Raw genomic sequence first — 17,692 nt, 5'->3', positions numbered from 1 at the left:
GCACGCCTGACGGGCTGGCCCGCTCCCTTCCTGCATATTCTTGGGGACTTTTCATCATGACCAAGCGGCCGATCTTTGCCAGCCTGCTTCTCCTCAGCTCCGCTCTCGTCGCGCCCGCCGCTCTGGCGCAGGATACGGGCGCGCCCGCGCCTGACGCGCCGCCGGTCACGACCGAAGCGCCCGCGACCGACGATGCTGCGGCTCAGGACGACGAACAGGGCGATGTTTCGATCCCCGGCGGCGCCGATCAGGAAATCGTCGTCACCGGCCGCTTTACCCCCAATATCGTTCGCGCGACCCCCGAAGTTGTCTCGGTCCTCTCGTCGGCCGACATTGCGCGTACCGGCGAAGGCGACATCTCGGGCTCGCTGCAGCGCGTCACCGGCCTGTCGGTCGTCGGCGGCGGCTTCGTCTATGTGCGCGGTCTCGGCGACCGTTACTCGCTCGCGCTGCTCAACGGCTCGCCGCTGCCGAGCCCCGAGCCGCTGAAGCGCGTCGTTCCGCTCGACATCTTCCCGTCGAACGTCATCGATTCGACGCTCGTCCAGAAAAGCTATTCGGCGAACTTCCCCGGGGAGTTCGGCGGCGGCGTGATCAACCTCACGACCAAGGCGATCCCGCGCGAACCTTTCATCACCTTCAGTGGCGGCATCGGCTGGGACAGCGAGACGACGAACCAGCTTGGCTATACCTATTATGGCAGCGACACCGACGGCACCGGCTTCGATGACGGCAGCCGCGATGTCCCGTCGCTCCTGAAAGCCGCCTTCGCGAGCGGCAAGCCGATCCTCGAAGGCGCCGATTTCTCCCAGGAAGATCTGGAATTTATCCAGATGGAGCTGGTCAACAGCGATACGACGTTGCTGCAACAGAATGACCATATCCCGATCAACTGGTCCGCGGGCATCACCGGCGGCACGACGATCCCCCTCGCGAACGGCGAACTCGGCATCATCGCGACCGCAGGGATCAGCAACAAGTGGCGCACGCGCGACACGTTGCAGCAGACGTCGCTCAACCAGGATCTGTCGGGCGATCCGCAGACGAGCTACAACCGCGTCATCACCGACAACCGCATCGTCGTGAACGCGCTGCTCGGCTTCGGCCTCGAAATCGGCGAGCACAAGCTGCGTTGGACCAACCTATTTATCCGCGACACGTTGAAACAGGCGCGCCTCGGCCTGGGCACCGACGCGAACCAGGTCGGCCGCGACATTATGAAGCAGGACACCGCCTGGTACGAGCGCCAGCTGATCAACACGCAATTCGTCGGCGAATTCCATTTCGACCAGCTGAAGGTCGACCTGCGCGGCGCCTATGCCAATTCGCAGCGCGAGGCCCCCTATGAGCGCGGCTTCACCTATGTCCGCACCAACCTGCCGACGACGCAGGACCCGACGGGCGACAAGTTCGTCAACGACCTTGGCGGCAACCGCGGTGACGCGACGATCGCCTTTTCCGACCTGAACGAAGACCTGTGGTCGGGCGGCGTCGACCTGTCGTACGAGCTCGCCCCGCAGATTACCGCGACCGTGGGGTACGCCTATTCGGACACGAGCCGTACCGCCGTGCGCCGCGCCTTCCAGTTCCGCGCCTCGGGCCTGCCGGTGCCGGTGACTCAGCTGCGTCCCGACTATCTGCTCTCCGATGCGTCGATCCAGCTCTATGACATCACGCTGGTCGAAACCTCGGCGCAGGACGGCACCGCGGCGTTCGACGCCGGGCTCACCACCCACGCCGGATATGCCCAGCTTCAGGCCGAGATCGTGTCGGGCATGAACGTCAACGTCGGTGTGCGCTATGAGGATGGCAAGCAGACCGTCGTGCCGATTGACCTGTTCGGCACGGGCGGAAGTGCGATTGCCGCAACCAATATCAAGAACGACTATTGGCTGCCGGCCGTGACGCTGACCTGGGAAGTCGCTCCCGATATGCAGCTGCGCCTCAACGCCGCGAACACGATCGCCCGCCCCCAGTTCCGCGAACTGATTGCGCAGATCTATCAGGATCCTGAATCGAACCGCCAGTTCCGTGGCAACCCGTCGCTAGCCGATAGCGAGCTGTGGAACAGCGAGCTGCGTTACGAATGGTATTTCGCCAAGGACCAACGTTTCACCGCGGCAGGTTTCTTCAAGAAGATCGAGAACCCGATCGAGGCTTACACCTCGCTCAGCACCGATTCGATCGCCAACACCAGCTTCGCCAACGCGCCCAAGGCGTTGCTCTACGGTGGCGAGGTCGAGGTGCAGAAATATTTCGCGCTCGACAAATTGTCGGACTCGGCCTTCTGGGCAAGCCGCCGCTTGGTGCTGATTGGCAACTACACCTACACCAAGTCGGAAATTCAGGTCGGCGCTGGCGACACCACGGTGATCAACGGCGTCGTGCAGGACGCGAGCAACTTCTTCTTCGACGGCGCGCCGCTCACCGGCCAGTCGGACCATCTGGTCAACGTCCAGATCGGGCTCGAAGATCAGGACAATCTGTCGCAGCAGACGCTGCTCCTGACCTATGCCAGCCCGCGCGTCACCAGCCGCGGTCCGTCGGGTCAGCCCGATATCCGCGAAAAGCCGGGCATCTCGCTCGACTTCGTCGCTCGTCAGGGCATCTCGCTGCTGGACAAGGAAATCGAGCTGAAGTTCGAGGCGCGCAACCTGACCGGGCGTAACTATGAGGAAGTGCAACAAGCGGGCGACAACCGCATCTTCCTCAACCGTTACAAGCTGGGCCGTACCTTCTCGCTCAGCGCGTCGCTCAAGTTCTAAGGTCAAATCCTCCCTGTCGCATAGCGACGGGGAGGGCCGCCCGCGAAGCGGTATCGGATGGAAGGGTTGCTGGTCGATCCCGACCCTTCCGTCAGCCCCTCCGGGGCGCTCATTTCCTGCCCCCGCGGCAAAGGCAAGATACCTTCGAGCCGTCTCAGCGGACTCGCCCGAATGTCAAAAAACTGTAATCTCCCGGTCAACTGATTGTCACCGTTCGCCCCTAGGCGATTCGCGAGACAGGTTTTTTCAGTCTGGGGGGACAGAGACATTTCATGGCAACGCTGATGTCCGGATCGGCCGTTCGGCTGCCGCGCGCGCTGCCCGCCTGGTTGCGCGCCGGGAGGCGCTCGCCGCGCGAGATCTGGCCGATGTTGCTGGCCGGCCTGCTCGGCGCGCTGCTGGTCTGGCAATGCGTCCGCCTGCTCTGGACATTGCTCACGCCGCTGTCACCGCTCGGCGCGTGGCAGCCGCAGGCCGCGGTGATCGCATCGCCCGCGGAGAGGCGCGCGCTCTTCTCCAGCCTCGATCCCTTTTTCCGCGGCAATGCGCAGGGTCCGGCCTCGGCCACCGTCACTTCGGCGGGCCTGACGCTCTTCGGCATCAATCTCAACGAAGCGACCGGCGGTGGCTCGGCGATCATCGCGGGTGAGGATGGCATCCAGACCAGCTATGCAGTCGGCGACGAGATCGCGCCGGGGTTGAAGCTGGCCGGCATCGCCTTCGACCATGTCCTTCTCGACCGCGGCGGCGCGCGCGAAAGCCTGTTCCTCGACCAGAGCGGCGAAGCGCCGGCCGCAAATCCCGCGACGCCGCTGCCCACGCCGACACCCGAGATCGGGGCTGCTCCCGGCGGCGCGTCGGCGAGCGGCGAAATGACCCCCGCGGCGATCAAGGCTGGTGTCGGCTTCGCCCCGCGCACCGAAGACGGCCGCGTCACGGGCCTCGTCGTCCAGCCGCAGGGCGACGGCGCGGCGTTCCGCGCCGCGGGCCTGCGCCCCGGCGACGTCATCCGCTCGGTCGGCGGCCGCCCGATCGGATCGGCGAGCGACGCCGCCGCGCTCGCCAACCAGCTTACCCCGGGGGCGCGGATCGCGCTTGAAGTCGAGCGCGGCGCCAGCGTCGTCCCCGTCGCCATTTTCCTTTCGAAGCAATAGGTTTTATGCGTCTCAAACTGTCCCTGATGCTCGCCGCCGCGCTGATTTCCGCCACGCCCGGCCCCGCATTCGCCCAATATACGCTGAACGTCCGCGACGCCGACATCCGCGCCTTTATCCAGGATGCGGCGCGGGTCACGGGCCGGACCTTCGTCATCGACGGCCGCGTCAACGGCAAGGTGTCGGTCGTCACAGACCGGCCGCTGTCGCGCAGCGAATATTTCGAGATATTCCTCGCGACCTTGCGCTCGAACGGCCTCGTCGCGGTCCCCGGACCGAGCGGCAGCTACCGCGTTCAGCCGATCGACGGCGCCGCGGCGCAGCCCGGCCGGATCGGCAGCCGCGGCGCGGCGCAGAACCAGTTCGTCACCGAAATCATCCGCCTGCGTTACATCGATGCGGTCTCGGCGGTCGAAACATTGCGCCCGCTCGTCAGCGCGCAGGGCTCGCTGACCGCGAACCGCAATGCCAACAGCCTCGTCGTCGCCGATTTTGCCGACAATATCCGCCGCATCCGCGCGCTCGCCTCGAGCATCGACCGCGACAGCTCGACCAGCCAGATCGTGACGCTGAAAAACGCCGGCGCGCGCGAAATCGCCGCCGCGCTGCAGGCGCTCGTCCCGGCGGCGGGCGAGGGCGCGCAAAAGCCCGTCGCGATCGTGCCGATCGACAGCAGCAATGCGATTGCCCTGAGGGGTGATCAGGCGCTCGTCGCGCGCTTCGTATCGATGGCGCACGACCTCGATGCGAAGGCGGCGGGCGGCACCGAACTCCGCGTTTATTGGCTCGAACATGCCAATGCTGAAACCTTGCTGCCGACGCTGCAACAACTGATCGGCGGCGGCAGCGACCCGGTGCAAAAGGCCGGTCTGCCGCCCGCCTCGTCTTCGTCAATGTCTTCGTCGGGCGGCAATGGCGCGCCGGCGGCGGCCGCCGCCCCGGCTGCCGCGACCTCGGTCGGTGGCGGTGGAAGCGGCAGCATCTCGACCCGCGGCCCCGCGATCATCACGCGTTACGAAGGCGCGAACGCGATCATCGTCGCCGCCAATAGCGAAGTGCAGCGCATGCTCGGCGAACTGATCCGCCAGCTCGACAGCCGACGGCAACAGGTGCTGGTCGAGGCGATCGTTGTCGAGATCGGCGACGATGCGGCGAAACGCCTCGGCGTCCAGTTCCTGCTCGGCGGCAAGAATATCCCGTTCGTCGCGACGAGCTACAGCAATGCGCAGCCGAACATCCTGACGCTGGGCGGCGCCTATGCCGCGACCAAGCTGACGCAGGACAAGACGACGGTCGACGGCGAAACCGTCGTCACCCAGACCACCAGCTCGCTTGGCAACAGCTTGCAGGAAGCGGCGGCGGCGTCGCTGCTCGCGGCGACCGGCGGTTTCGCCGGGTTCGCGGGCGACATCGGCAAGAACACGATCTTTGGCGCGATCATCAACGCGGTGAAGTCGGACACGACGTCGAACCTGCTCGCAACCCCGCACATCGTGACGCTCGACAATCAGGCGGCGAAATTCCTCGTCGGGCAGGATGTTCCGATCACCACCGGCGAACAGCTGGGCGACAATTTCGAGAACGCGTTCCGCACCGTCCAGCGCGAAGAGGTCGGGATCAAGCTGGAAGTGACGCCGCAGGTCAATGGCGCGGGCGAAGTGAAGATGTTCCTGCGCCAGGAAGTGTCGAGCGTTGCCGGCCCGGTCTCGTCGCGCAACAGCGACCTCATCCTCAACAAGCGCTCGTTCGAAACCGTGCTGACCGTCGACGATGGCGAGATCCTCGCGATCGGCGGACTGCTCAACGACGACGAGCGCAAGACGATCGAGCGCATCCCGCTGCTCAGCGACATTCCGCTGCTCGGCGAATTGTTCAAATCGCGCAGTCGCACGCGGTCGAAGACCAATTTGATGGTCTTCATCCGTCCGACGATCCTGCGCAATCGCGAGGACAATGCCGCGCTCACCGCGCGCCGCTACGGCTATATCCGCGACTTCCAGCTCCAGCGTAATCCGGGCGAGGAACCCGCGATCGATACGCTGGTGCGCGACTATCTGGGTGCGGTGCCGCCGGCGCCGACCCCGCCGACCGCCGCCGACATCACGGTCGGCCCGGTCAACCTGCCCGAACTCCGCGGACCCGACGGCAGCGTGACAGCGACCGACGTCCCGCCCTCGATTTCGCAAGCGCCCGCACCGCCAACCGGAGACTATCCGTGACCGACATCGAACCGGCGGCGCCTCCCCCGGCGCCGGTTGATATACCCTACGGCTTTGCCCGCACGCACGGAGTCGTCATCGCGCAGGACGAGGGCGGCGCGTGGCTCGCGACCTTGCGCGAAGGCGCCGACCCAGCGGTGCTGATCGAGGTGAAACGCTATCTCGCGCAGCCGCTGCGCGTCGCGACCGCGAGCGTCGCCGATTTCGACCGGCTGCTCTCCGACCATTATGCCGTCGACAGTTCGGCCGCCGCGATGGCGGGCTCGCTCGACGGCAGCGACATCGATTTCAGCCTGCCGAGCGCCGAGGATCTGCTCGACAGCGCCGACGATGCGCCCGCGATCCGCCTGATCAACGCGATCATCGCCGAAGCGGTGCGGCAGGGGGTCAGCGACATCCATATCGAACCCTATGAAAGCGGGCTCGTCGTGCGCATGCGCACCGACGGCGTGCTGCGCGAGCACCTCCGCATGCCGCCGCACGTCGCGCCCGTCGTCGTCAGCCGTATCAAGGTGATGGCGCGCCTCGACATCGCCGAACGCCGCGTGCCGCAGGACGGCCGCATCGGACTGACGCTCGCGGGAAAAGCGGTCGACGTGCGCGTTTCGACGCTCCCCAGCCGCGCGGGCGAGCGCGTCGTGATGCGTATCCTCGACAAGGATGCGGCGGGGATCGATTTCGACATCCTCGGCCTGACCGGCGCCGCCGACCAGATTTTGCGCGAGGCGCTCGCCGAACCCAATGGCATCATCCTCGTCACCGGCCCGACCGGTTCGGGCAAGACGACGACGCTTTACGCCGCGCTCAAGCAATTGAACGATGGCCAGCGCAATATCCTGACCGTCGAGGACCCCGTCGAATATGCCGTCGACGGCGTCGGCCAGACGCAGGTGAATTCCAAGGTCGGGCTCGATTTCGCCGCGGGCCTCCGCGCGATCCTGCGCCAGGACCCCGACGTCGTGATGGTCGGCGAAATCCGCGACCGCGAAACCGCCGATATCGCGGTGCAGGCGTCGCTGACGGGCCATCTCGTGCTCTCGACCGTCCACACGAACGATGCGGTTGGCGCGATCACACGCCTCAAGGATCTGAAGGTTGAGCCCTTCCTGCTCGCCTCGACCTTGCGCGCCGTCATCGCGCAGCGGCTCGTTCGCAAGCTTTGCGATCATTGCCGCGAACCCGTGCAGGCCGACAACAGCGTTGCCGCGATGCTCGGGCTCGACATCGGCACCGTGATCTGGCGCCCGAAGGGCTGCGACCAGTGCGGCCATAGCGGCTACAAGGGCCGCATCGGCGTATTCGAGGCGATCAAGGTCGACGAGACCGTCCGCCGTTACATCTACAACGGCGGCGACGAGGCGATGATCACGCGTCATGCCTTCCTGAAATCGCCGACGCTGGCGTCGGCGGCGCGGACGATGGTCGCGAAGGGGCTGACGACCGCCGAGGAAGCGATCCGCATCGCGCGGCGCGAGGATGTCGATGCCTGATTATCGCTATGTGGCGATCGATCCGCAGGGCCGCGAGCGCAAGGGGCGGCTGACCGCCGCCAACGACGATGCCGCGCGCGCCGACCTGATGCGCCGCAAGTTCCATATTGTCGCGGTCGAGGCGGCGGGCGCGAAGCCCGCGGGCCGTTCGCTGCTCGCTTTCCGCAAGAATAAACTTTCAGCCAAGGAACTCGCGCTCTTCACGCGCCAGCTCGCAACGCTCGCCGAAGTCGCGCCGCTCGAAGAGGCGCTGCGTACCTTGACGCGGCAGAGCGAGGCCGAAAGCGCGCGCACCGTCATCGGCGACGTCCACGCGGGTTTGCTCGAGGGCCGCCGCCTCGCCGACGCGATGGGGCGCCAGCCGCGGAGCTTTCCGCCGCTTTACCGCGCGATGGTCGCGGCGGGCGAAACGACGGGCAGCCTCACCACCATCCTCGCGCGGCTCGCCGACCTGCTCGAACGGCAGGCCGAGGTGCGCGGCAAGCTGATTGCCGCGCTCGCCTATCCGATCGTGCTCGCGGTTGTCGCGATCGGCGTCGTCGCTGCGCTGATGATCTTCGTCGTTCCGCGCGTCGTCGAGCAATTCACCGACGTCGGCCAGCAGCTTCCTTTCCTGACCCGCGCAGTGATCGCGATTTCCAGCTTTGCCGCAAGCTGGTGGTGGTTGATCGCGCTGCTGATCGCCGGCGCGAGCTTCGCCTGGGTGACCGCGATGCGCCGCCCGGCATTCAAGGCGCGCGTCGATGCACGGCTGCTCCGTCTGCCGCTCTTCGGCCGCCTGCTCCGCGATCTTTACGCCGCACGCTTTGCGCGCACGCTGTCGACGATGGTGTCGAGCCGCCTGCCGCTCGTTGACGGCCTGCGCCTTACCCTTCCGACGATCCGCAACGCCGCGCTCGCCGGCGCGACCGCGACGATCGTCGATCAGGTGCGCGCGGGTGGCAGCCTGTCGGCGGCGCTCCGCGATGCCGGCGTCTTCCCGCCCCTGCTCGTCTACATGACCGCCAGCGGCGAAAGCGCGGGGCGGCTCGAACAGATGCTCGAACGCGCTGCCGATTATCTCGAACGCGAATTCGACCGGTTTACGGCCGCGTCGATGGCGCTTCTCGAACCTGTCATAATTGTCGTTATGGGGTCGTGCGTGGCCCTGATCATCCTCGCCATTCTGCTTCCGATCCTTCAGTTGCAGAACCTAGCCGGACTATGAAAATGTCGCTGATGAAGCTAATCTTTCGCCTGATGCTCGATACCTCCTATTCTGATCGGGGCCGGCCGATGGCCGGGCGCCGCAAGACGGACGAGCGCGGCTTTACGCTGACCGAATTGATGGTCGTCATCTTCATCATCGGGCTGCTCGCCACCGTGGTGATGATCAACGTCCTGCCCAGCCAGGACCGCGCGATGGTGACCAAGGCCAGGGCCGACATCGCGACACTCGAAAATGCGCTCGAACAATATCGGCTCGACAATCTGACCTATCCCGCATCGACCGACGGGCTGAACGCGCTGACCGTTGCGCCGCCGGCGCTCGCGCAGCCCGAACGCTATCGCCGCGGCGGCTATATCAAGAAGCTGCCCGCCGATCCGTGGGGCCGCCCTTATAATTATCAGGCGCCGGGGCCGAACGGAAAGGCGTTCGACGTCTGGTCGCTCGGTGCCGACGGCGCCCCCGGCGGGACCGACGACAATGCGGATATTCGCAGCGACGGCTGACGCGCGGACGCGCCGGGCGCCGAACGGCTTCACGCTCGTCGAACTGATGATCGTGCTCGCGATCATGGCGCTCGCCGCGACCGCGGTCGTGCTTACCATTCCCGGCGAAGAACGCACCGTGCGTAGCGAGGCCGACCGGCTCGCGGCGCGGCTCGCCGCCGCGCGCGATGTCGCGGTGATCGAAGGGCGCAGCGTCGCGGTCAATTTCGCGCCGTCGGGCTATGGGTTCGAACGACGGATTTCGGGCGAATGGCAACCGCTTCCGGGCCGGGCGTTCGAGCAACGGAACTGGCCCGGCGACGTGCGCTTCGCGGCGGGCGACGGGCAGGGGGCGGCACGCATCCTGTTCGACCGCGTCGGCATCAGCCCGACGCCGCAGGCGGTCGTATTGACCGGCGGCGAAGCGCGCGAGATCGTGCGCGTCTCGGCGACCGGGGAGGTCAGCCGTGGACCGTGATTGCGCCAAAGGCCGCGAAAGCGGATTTACGCTGCTCGAAATGCTGGTGGCCTTGAGCGTCATCAGCATCGCCGCGCTCGCGCTCATCCGCCTCGACGCCTATGCGGTGCGCACCGCGGGGGATCTCGATGAAAGCACGATGGCGGGCATCGTCGCGCAGAACCGCGCAGTCGAACTGTGGACCGATCCGGCGCCGCCGACGATCGGCAACAGCGCGGTCGGCGTCGCGAACGCCGGGCGCAACTGGCGCGTCGAGCAGCGCGTCGCGAAGACCGCCGACGACGCCCTGCTGCGCATCGACCTTCTCGTCCGCCCCGAAAGCGGGCGCGGGCAGGCGGCGCTGACGATCATCCGGCCGTCGCGATGAAAGACCAGCGCGGCTTCACCCTTGTCGAGATGCTCGTCGCACTCTCCATCTTCGCGGCAATCGCGGCGATGGGGGTGGGCCTGCTGCGCAGCAGTATCGATACGCAGGATGCCGTGCAGGAACGGCTGAAAGCGATGGGCGGGATCAACCGGCTGCGCGCGGTGATGGCGAACGATCTCGCGCAAGCGGTGCAGCGTTCGACGCGCGGGCCCGCGGGGGAAGCGGTTCCGGCCTTCATCGGATCGTCGACCGGCTTTGCGTTCGTCCATGGCGGCGCGGGCTCGGCGGGTGGCAGCCCGCGGCCCGCGATCGAGCGCGTTGCCTATGCACGCGTCGGCAATGAGTGGCGGCGCGCGGCGCAGCCGATGCTCGACGGCACCGCGCTCGGCGAGGGCGACCGGCTGATCGCTGACGTCGCCAGCGTCGCGGTGCGATATCGTGACGAGCGGGGCAATTGGAGCGAGGTCTGGAGTTCTGAGCCGGGTGACCGCCTGCCGCGCGCCGTCGAGGTGCAGGTGACCCGCACGGGACGTGAGGCGCTGACGATGCTGTTCCTGACCGCGCCGACCCTACCGCCACCGCCCGCGCAAGGCGTACCCGCACCATGAGGCGCGGCGCGAAAGACGAGCGCGGTGCGGCGCTGCTCACCGTCTTGCTGCTCGTCGCGGTGATGGCGGTGATCGCCGCGACGGCGCTCGACCGGCTGACGCTCGCGACGCGCATCGCGGGCAGCGCGGCGACGGTCGATCAGGGCCGCGCTTACGCCTTTGCCGCCGAACAGATCGCGCTGCGCCGCGTCGCCGATCTTGTCGGGCGCGACCCTGCAAAGCTGACGCTTGCCGGAAACTGGCTCGGGCGCGATTTCACCCTGCCGCTGCCCGGCGGCCAGGGGCGCGCGAAGCTGACCGATGCCAACAATTGCTTCAATCTCAACAGCCTGGTTGCCGAGACGGTGCCGGGGCGGTTCAGCCAGCGATCGGGGTCGATGCGCCAGTTCGGCGAATTGATGACCTTGCTGGGAATCGATCCGGGCGAGGCGCAGGCGATCGCGGGCGCGGCCGCCGACTGGATCGACAGCGACAGCAATGAAGGCCCGCTCGGTGCCGAGGACAATGACTATCGCGGGATGCAGGGCGCTTATCTGCCCGCGAACCGCAAGATGGCGGATGTCAGCGAACTGCGCGCAGTGCGCGGCGTGACGCCGAAAATCTATGCGCGGCTCAAACCCTGGATCTGCGTGCTGCCGTTGACCGATCCGGTGAAGCTCAACGTCAACACGCTGGCGCCCGAACAGGCGCCGCTCGTGGCGATGTTGGTGCCCGGCGAAATCGGCGTTGCCAAAGCGCGGGCGGCGCTGGCGGCGCGCCCCGCTGGAGGCTATGGCAGCAGCGTACGATTCTGGGAGGCGGGTCCGTTCGAAGGACGGAAACCGCCGAACGATGTTGCCGAACAGGCGGGCGTGAACAGCCGTTGGCTCACGCTGACGACGAATGTGACGATGGGGGACGGTTTCTTGACCGCAGTTTCGCTGATCGATGCCAATGGTGGGGCGCCCTCCGCGGGCCTGACGCCGCCGACGATCGTGCGCCGCGATTGGGGCGAGAGCGACTAATATGACGCGCACGCTGGTTCTCTGGCTGCCCCCCGTGGCTGCGCTTGGCGAAGGCGATGCGCCTCAGCCCGCGTGGCTGCGCGTCGATGATGGCGTGATCGTCGATAGCGGGCAGGACGACGGCTGGGTCGGCGCGTGGGAAAAGCCGCGCGACGATAGCGCCGACGACCGTCTGGTCGCGTTGGCGCCGGCCGCCGATGTGCCGCTCCGCTGGCTTCATTATCCCGACGCCGCGCCCGCACAGGCCGCCGCCGCGGCGCGGATCGACGCGCTGAAGAATAGTCTGGGCGACGCTGCGGCGCTCCACGTCGTTGCGGGCCAACCGGCGGGCGACGGGCAGGCGGTCGCGGTCGCGGTGACCACCCACGCCGCGATGACCGCCTGGACCGACTGGCTGAAGGCGCGCGATCTGACGCCGGCCGCGATTATCCCGGCCGCCGTGGCGGTGCCGCCGCCCGAACCCGATACGCTGTGGACGGCGGAGGTTGGCGGCGAGCGGATCGTCCGTACCGCCGACCGCGCCTATGTCTCCGATCCCGAACTCGATCCGTTGATCGCGGGCGGGCATACCGCTTTGCCGCTCGACACCGACCGGATGCGCGAGGCGCTGCTGCTGACGCTCGCCGCGCCGCCGCTCGACCTGCTCAGCGGCGGATGGAAGCCCAAGCGCAGCTGGTCGGTCGACCCGGCGATGCTGCGGCTGGTGAAGCGCCTCGCCCTCGCACTCGTCGCCGTGAGCCTGCTTGTCCCGATCATCTATGCGGTGCGCCTGTCGTCCGACACCAGCCGCGCCGACGATGCGGTCGTCGCGATGGCGAAGAAGGCCGGGGTGGCCGCGCCCGACGCGACCGCGGCCGAAGCCGAACTCGACCGCCGCCTCGCTGCTGCCGGCGGCGGGCCGCTCGCTTTCTCGGTTCCGGCATCGGCGCTCTATGACGCGATGGGCGATGCGCCGGGCGTAACGCTCCGGACGTTGTCGCATCGCACCGATGGGACGCTGACGACGACGCTCGCGGCGCCGCGCGTCGAAGATATCAACAAGGTGCTGCTCGCGCTGCAGGCGCGCGGCTATCGCATCACCGCGCAGCCGATGGCGGGCAGCGACGGGCAGCAAATGGCCAATATTACGATCCGGGCGGTGCCATGACCGAGCGACTGCAAAACTGGTGGATGGGCCTGTCGCTCCGCGAACGCTGGCTTGTCGGTATCGCCGGCGTGCTGGCGCTCGGCGTCATCCTGTGGGGACTCGGCCGTCCGGCGGTCGCGCTGTTCGTCGATCTCGAAAGCCAGCACCGCGCCGCGATTGAGCGCGAGGGGCGCGTGGCGGCCAAGGTGCAATTGCTCGCGCAGCGTCCGGCGAAATCGGTCGCGGCGACGGTCGATGCGGTCGCGATCGATCAATATCTTGCGCAGTCGGCGGGCGAGATCGGGCTGACGCTCGACCGCAACGAAGCACGCGGGCAGGGGCAGGCGACGATTGCGATCGCCACCGCGCGCGCGACGGTGCTCACCGACTGGCTCGCCTCGCTCGAGGGGCAGGGTTTTGTCGTCGACCAGTTGACGATCACCCCCGCCGCCGACGGCACCGTTGGCCTGACCGCCGAGCTTCGGAAGGGCGGACAATGAGTATGCGCAGGCGTTGGGCGTTTGCGGCGCTGCTGCTCGCGTTGATCCTGATCATCGCGACCCTCCCGATGCGGCTCGCGCTCGGCTGGTCGGGTGCGACCGACGCGGGCATCACCGCGCGCGAAATTCGCGGATCGGTCTGGTCGGGCGAGCTGGTCGATGCACGCCTTGGCGTCCTGCCGCTCGGCACGGTGCGCGCCAGCCTGTCGCCGCTCGCGCTGCTCGGCGCACGTACCGAACTCGCCTTCTCGCGCGCCGACGAACGGCTTGGCGCGCTTGCGGGCCGGCTGCATGGCAGCAACCCGCAGGGCGTCTCCGACGTCAGCGGCACCACGTCTATGTCGGGCGGGCTTGGCATGATCCCCGTCGATACGATCCGCTTCGAAGGCGCCACGATACGCTTCGACGATGCGGGCAAATGCGCCGCCGCAAGCGGGCGCATCCAGCTCGCGGTCTCCGCGCCCATCGCGGGCCTCGACCTTTCGCGCGGCCTGTCGGGTCCGCTGGCGTGCGCGAACGGACGTGCGCAGGCGGCGCTCGCCAGCCAGTCGGGCATGGAGCGGCTGACCCTGTCGTTCGACGGCAGCGGCGCGTACCGCGCGCAGTTCGCGATCAATGTCGACCGCGATCCCGCGATGGCGGGCGCGCTCGCCGCGCTGGGGTTCAAGGCCGGACCCACCGGTTTCGTGCTGGCGACCTCGGGCCGCTTCTGACGTGACGATCCTCGATGCCTTGCCCTTCGGCACGGGCGTCGCCTTTGCCGGGCTGATCGGATTGGTCCTGGGCAGCTTCATCGCGACGCTGGTGCTGCGCTGGCCCGCGGGGCGCTCGGTGCTGGGGCGCTCGCAATGCGACGTCTGTGCGCGGCCGCTTGGCGCTTTGGAGCTCGTCCCCTTGTTATCGACCCTTGCGTCGCGCGGGCGCTGCCGGACGTGTGATTCGGCGATCGATCCTTTTCACTGGCGCGTCGAACTGGGCGCGGCACTGATCGGTGCTGGTGCGCTGGCGCTTATGCCCGGAACAGCAGGCTGGCTGTGGGCTTTGTTCGGCTGGCTGCTGTTGCCGCTCGCGCTGCTCGATGCGCGTCATTTCTGGTTGCCCGACCGCCTCAACCTGCTGCTGGGGGTCGCGGGCCTGCTCGTTGCGGGGCCGATGCTCGGCACATCGCTGATCGACCGCTGGATCGGCGCGTTGGCCGGAGGTCTGATACTGGCGCTGATTGCCTGGACCTATCGGCGCGCGCGGGGTGCCGAGGGCATGGGCGGCGGCGACCCCAAGCTGGTCGCGGCAATCGGTGCCTGGCTCGGCTGGCAGGCGCTGCCGCTGATGTTGCTTCTCGCCAGTGTCGGCGGCATCGTCTGGGCGCTCATCGCCCAACGAAAAAGGGACCAGCCGCTCGCCGAGCGACGGATCCCCTTCGGTGTCTTTGCCTGCACCGCCGCATTCGCGACGGTGCCTTTATGGCCGCTTCTTAGCGCCCGACAATGACCGTGACCGCGCGGCGGTTCTTGGCATAGGCTTCCTCGGTCGAACCCATCTCGGCCGGGCGTTCCTTGCCATAGCTGATGACCTGGATGCGCGACGGATCGACGCCGAGCGACGCGAGGTAATTTTTCGCGGCGTTCGCACGGCGTTCGCCGAGCGCGATATTGTAATCGCGCGTGCCGCGTTCGTCGGCATGGCCTTCCAGCGTGACGCGAACCGCGGGGTTGCGCTGCAACCACTGCGACTGGGTCTGCAACGTCGCCTGATCCTGTGCGTCGACATTATACTGGTCGTAATCGAAGAAAACGCGGTCGCCCATGGCGCCAACGCTGGCGAGGAAATCTTCCTGCGATCCGGGAACCACGCCGGTGCCGGTGCCTGCGCCCGTATCGGTGCCGGTGCCTTCGGGGGCGGGGGGGAGCGTGTCAGGGGCCTTTTTCGCGCAGGCGCCAACAGCAAGCATGGTGATCGCCGCGATCATCGCGGTGCTTTTGCGTATCGTCATGTCTCTGTCCTCTTGTTGTTGAAAATATTCGTGCGGCCGAATTGGCCCTTTCAGGACGCGATAGTTGAACCCGATCGCGCCTTTTTGGTTCCGGTTTTCCTCAGGGAAGTACCGGACCCCAGCTGGGATCCGACCCGTCTTGCGGGGTCGGCAGGCGGCGCAGGTTCACGCCGGTCAGGTCGACCTGCCACAGGCTCGACTTGCCTTCGCGACCCGGGGTGGTGCGGAAGAACTGGATGACGCGGCCGTTCGGCGACCAGGTCGGGGCCTCGTCCTGCCAACTGTTCGTCAGCATCCGCGCGCCGCCGCCCGATGGCGTCATGACGCCGATACGGAACTCGCCGCCGCCCATGCGGGTGAAGGCGATCAGGTCGCCACGCGGTGACCATTCGGGGGTCGCGGCACGGCCGCCGCCAAAGCTGATCCGCTGCTGGTTCGACCCGTCGATGTTCATCGTATAGATTTGCTGACCGCCCGACCGGTCGCTTTCGAACACGATCTTCTTGCCATCGGGCGAGAAGCTGCCCCCGACATCGATGCCGGGGGTGCTCGTCAGCCGCACCGGGGTGCCCCCGTTTGCCGAGATGCGATAGATGTCGGTGTTGCCGTTGACGGCCATCGAATAGAGAATCTGGGTGCCGTCAGGCGACCAGCGCGGCGCAAAGGTCGCGTTCGCGCTCTCGGTCACCAGCTTCTGCGAACCCGCCGCGACGTCGTAGATGAAGACGCGGACGCGGTTGTTCAAATAGCTGACGTAGACGATCTTCTTGTAATCGGGTGAGAAACGCGGACTGATCGCGAGTGCCTGACCGTTGGTGATGAAACGGTGGTTGCCGCCATCGCTGTCCATGATCGCGAGGCGCTTGATGCGGTTCCCCTTGGGGCCGGTCTCGGCGATATAGGCGACGCGGCTGTCGAAGAAGGGCGCCTCGCCCGACAGGCGCGAATAGATGGCGTCGGCGCATTTGTGCGCGGCGCGGCGCCAGTCGCCGGGCTGGATTTCGAAGCCCTTGCGGACAAGCTCGCTGCCGAGCGCGGTGTCATAGAGATAGCAGCCGACGACCAGGCCGCCAGTCCCGCTCGCGTCGACGAAGCCGTGGACGACATTTTCGGCGTTGCGCGCCTGCCATTCGGCGAAGCGCGGCGCCTGCACCTCGGCGCGGCTGATCGCGGGGATGCCGCTGGGGCCCATCGGATCGTAGAGGCCGCTGCGTTCAAGGTCGGCGGCGATCACTTCGGCGATCTGGCGGCCGAGGCTGTCGGTGCGCAGCCCCGCGACATTTTGCACCGAGGAGGTGGCGAGCGCGGGGATTGCGATGACCGTGCGCTCGTTCGACAATGTCCCCGTTATGGATTCGCGCGGACCCTCGGGCTGCGGCAGCTGGATGGTGGGTTGCGGCTGAGCGGTGCTCTGGTCCTGGGCGATCGCGGGGAGAGACGCTGTCGCCAGAACCCCTGCCATCAAATATCTCACTAGGGTCATGCTCATCTCGCTTTGTCAAAATCCAAGGTATAGTTTTGCCAGTAGCTGTAATTTTCTTCCGGCAAGTCGAAAGGCGCGGCCAGCTCGACCGCACGTTTGGCACATTCCTGGTGCCGCTGGACCTGGAACTTGTTGCTGTCGTTCTGGCCGGTCGTCGAGACGCCGGTGAAGCCCGCGAGCGCGCCCGACTGGGTCAGGCGGAATTTCACGACGGTCTTGAGCTGGTCGACATCGACCCCCGAGATGCGGCAGCCGTTCCAGCGCGGCGCGACCGCCGACTTGATGCTGACGTCGATCGAGCGCCGGACTTCGGCGGCGGTCGCGGCAGCGGGCGCCCCTTTGCTCGACGACGATTTAGGCTGCGATTTCGAAAGCCCCTCGGCGATGCCGTCGAGGCGGCCAGTCGGGCGGGCCGGGCGATTCTTTGCCGGCGGTGCTTTGGGAGCCGCCTTGGGCTGCGCCTTTTGCGCCGCGGGACGCTGTTTTGGCGGAGCCGCCTTGGGTTTCGCGACCTGCTTGGGTGTCGGGGCGGGCGTCGGCCGCACGACCGGTTCGGGCAGCGGCGGCGCGGGCACCGGTTCGGGCGCCGCGATGTCGACCATATCCTCTTCGCCGAGCCGCGCGGCGGGCGGGGTTTCGCTGATCACCGGCGCGGTCGATTGCACCGCGCTTTCGGCGATCAGGTCGACTTCCATCGGGGGGTTGTCGAACCGGCGTTCGCCCGCGGTCCACTGGACCGAGAGCAGGCCGATGATGACGACATGCGCCGCCACCGCGATGGCGATGCCGCGTCCTTCATTCCCCCTCACTGCCCGT

17 protein-coding genes are annotated in these 17,692 nt (G+C 67.2%); 14 read left to right on the top strand and 3 right to left on the bottom strand.

The genetic code is table 11. The features are described 5' to 3' along the window. Positions 1-56: 56 nt before the first annotated feature. From ATE70_RS04725 to ATE70_RS04660, 14 genes are all read left to right on the top strand, one after another. Positions 57-2,765: a TonB-dependent receptor domain-containing protein gene (locus ATE70_RS04725; protein WP_058536781.1), complete on the top strand. Its 2,709-nt coding sequence runs from the start codon at positions 57-59 to the stop codon at positions 2,763-2,765. Between the two features lie 284 nt (positions 2,766-3,049). Next, a complete protein-coding gene (locus ATE70_RS04720) occupies positions 3,050-3,919 on the top strand; it encodes a type II secretion system protein N (RefSeq protein ID WP_231740054.1) in 870 nt (289 codons plus the stop codon). Between the two features lie 5 nt (positions 3,920-3,924). Next, positions 3,925-6,138, top strand: a complete 2,214-nt coding sequence (gspD, locus tag ATE70_RS04715; protein ID WP_058536779.1) for a type II secretion system secretin GspD — start codon at positions 3,925-3,927, stop codon at positions 6,136-6,138. Next, entirely contained in the window at positions 6,135-7,628 is a 1,494-nt protein-coding gene (gspE, locus tag ATE70_RS04710) for a type II secretion system ATPase GspE (RefSeq protein WP_058536778.1), read from the top strand. The genes gspD and gspE overlap by 4 nt, the downstream gene beginning before the upstream one ends. Continuing rightward, positions 7,621-8,835, top strand: a complete 1,215-nt coding sequence (gene gspF, locus ATE70_RS04705) for a type II secretion system inner membrane protein GspF (protein ID WP_058537000.1) — start codon at positions 7,621-7,623, stop codon at positions 8,833-8,835. Before gspE ends, gspF begins: the two co-directional genes overlap by 8 nt. A 2-nt stretch (positions 8,836-8,837) precedes the next feature. Beyond that, the gene (gene gspG, locus ATE70_RS04700) at positions 8,838-9,341 is read left to right on the top strand and encodes a type II secretion system major pseudopilin GspG (RefSeq protein ID WP_082639654.1); all 504 of its coding nucleotides are present in this window, start codon (positions 8,838-8,840) and stop codon (positions 9,339-9,341) included. Continuing rightward, entirely contained in the window at positions 9,316-9,798 is a 483-nt protein-coding gene (locus ATE70_RS04695) for a GspH/FimT family pseudopilin (RefSeq protein ID WP_058536777.1), read from the top strand. Before gspG ends, ATE70_RS04695 begins: the two co-directional genes overlap by 26 nt. After that, on the top strand, positions 9,788-10,165 hold the full coding sequence (gspI, locus tag ATE70_RS04690; protein ID WP_269433262.1) for a type II secretion system minor pseudopilin GspI: 378 nt from the start codon (positions 9,788-9,790) through the stop codon (positions 10,163-10,165). Before ATE70_RS04695 ends, gspI begins: the two co-directional genes overlap by 11 nt. Next, positions 10,162-10,773, top strand: a complete 612-nt coding sequence (gspJ, locus tag ATE70_RS04685; protein ID WP_058536776.1) for a type II secretion system minor pseudopilin GspJ — start codon at positions 10,162-10,164, stop codon at positions 10,771-10,773. The genes gspI and gspJ overlap by 4 nt, the downstream gene beginning before the upstream one ends. After that, positions 10,770-11,777 (top strand): type II secretion system minor pseudopilin GspK, encoded by a 1,008-nt coding sequence (gspK, locus tag ATE70_RS04680; RefSeq protein ID WP_058536775.1) that lies wholly within the window; start codon positions 10,770-10,772, stop codon positions 11,775-11,777. The genes gspJ and gspK overlap by 4 nt, the downstream gene beginning before the upstream one ends. 1 nt (position 11,778) lies before the next feature. Next, entirely contained in the window at positions 11,779-12,924 is a 1,146-nt protein-coding gene (gene gspL / locus ATE70_RS04675) for a type II secretion system protein GspL (protein WP_058536774.1), read from the top strand. After that, positions 12,921-13,403: a type II secretion system protein GspM gene (gspM, locus tag ATE70_RS04670; protein ID WP_058536773.1), complete on the top strand. Its 483-nt coding sequence runs from the start codon at positions 12,921-12,923 to the stop codon at positions 13,401-13,403. The genes gspL and gspM overlap by 4 nt, the downstream gene beginning before the upstream one ends. Further along, the gene (gene gspN, locus ATE70_RS04665; RefSeq protein ID WP_058536772.1) at positions 13,400-14,116 is read left to right on the top strand and encodes a type II secretion system protein N; all 717 of its coding nucleotides are present in this window, start codon (positions 13,400-13,402) and stop codon (positions 14,114-14,116) included. The genes gspM and gspN overlap by 4 nt, the downstream gene beginning before the upstream one ends. Position 14,117: 1 nt before the next feature. Continuing rightward, positions 14,118-14,891 (top strand): prepilin peptidase, encoded by a 774-nt coding sequence (locus ATE70_RS04660; protein ID WP_058536771.1) that lies wholly within the window; start codon positions 14,118-14,120, stop codon positions 14,889-14,891. Here the strand turns inward: ATE70_RS04660 and pal are convergent. From pal to ATE70_RS04645, 3 genes are all read right to left on the bottom strand, one after another. Next, positions 14,875-15,393 (bottom strand): peptidoglycan-associated lipoprotein Pal, encoded by a 519-nt coding sequence (gene pal / locus ATE70_RS04655; RefSeq protein ID WP_197411386.1) that lies wholly within the window; start codon positions 15,391-15,393, stop codon positions 14,875-14,877. The genes ATE70_RS04660 and pal overlap by 17 nt on opposite strands. Before the next feature lie 100 nt (positions 15,394-15,493). Then, positions 15,494-16,882 (bottom strand): Tol-Pal system beta propeller repeat protein TolB, encoded by a 1,389-nt coding sequence (gene tolB, locus ATE70_RS04650; RefSeq protein WP_058536770.1) that lies wholly within the window; start codon positions 16,880-16,882, stop codon positions 15,494-15,496. Beyond that, the gene (locus ATE70_RS04645; RefSeq protein ID WP_231740053.1) at positions 16,879-17,685 is read right to left on the bottom strand and encodes a hypothetical protein; all 807 of its coding nucleotides are present in this window, start codon (positions 17,683-17,685) and stop codon (positions 16,879-16,881) included. The genes tolB and ATE70_RS04645 overlap by 4 nt, the downstream gene beginning before the upstream one ends. Between the last annotated feature and the right edge of the window lie 7 nt (positions 17,686-17,692).

The organism is Sphingopyxis sp. H053, assembly GCF_001468225.1.
Taxonomy (GTDB): domain Bacteria; phylum Pseudomonadota; class Alphaproteobacteria; order Sphingomonadales; family Sphingomonadaceae; genus Sphingopyxis.
This window is presented reverse-complemented; position numbering and strand designations above follow the sequence as displayed.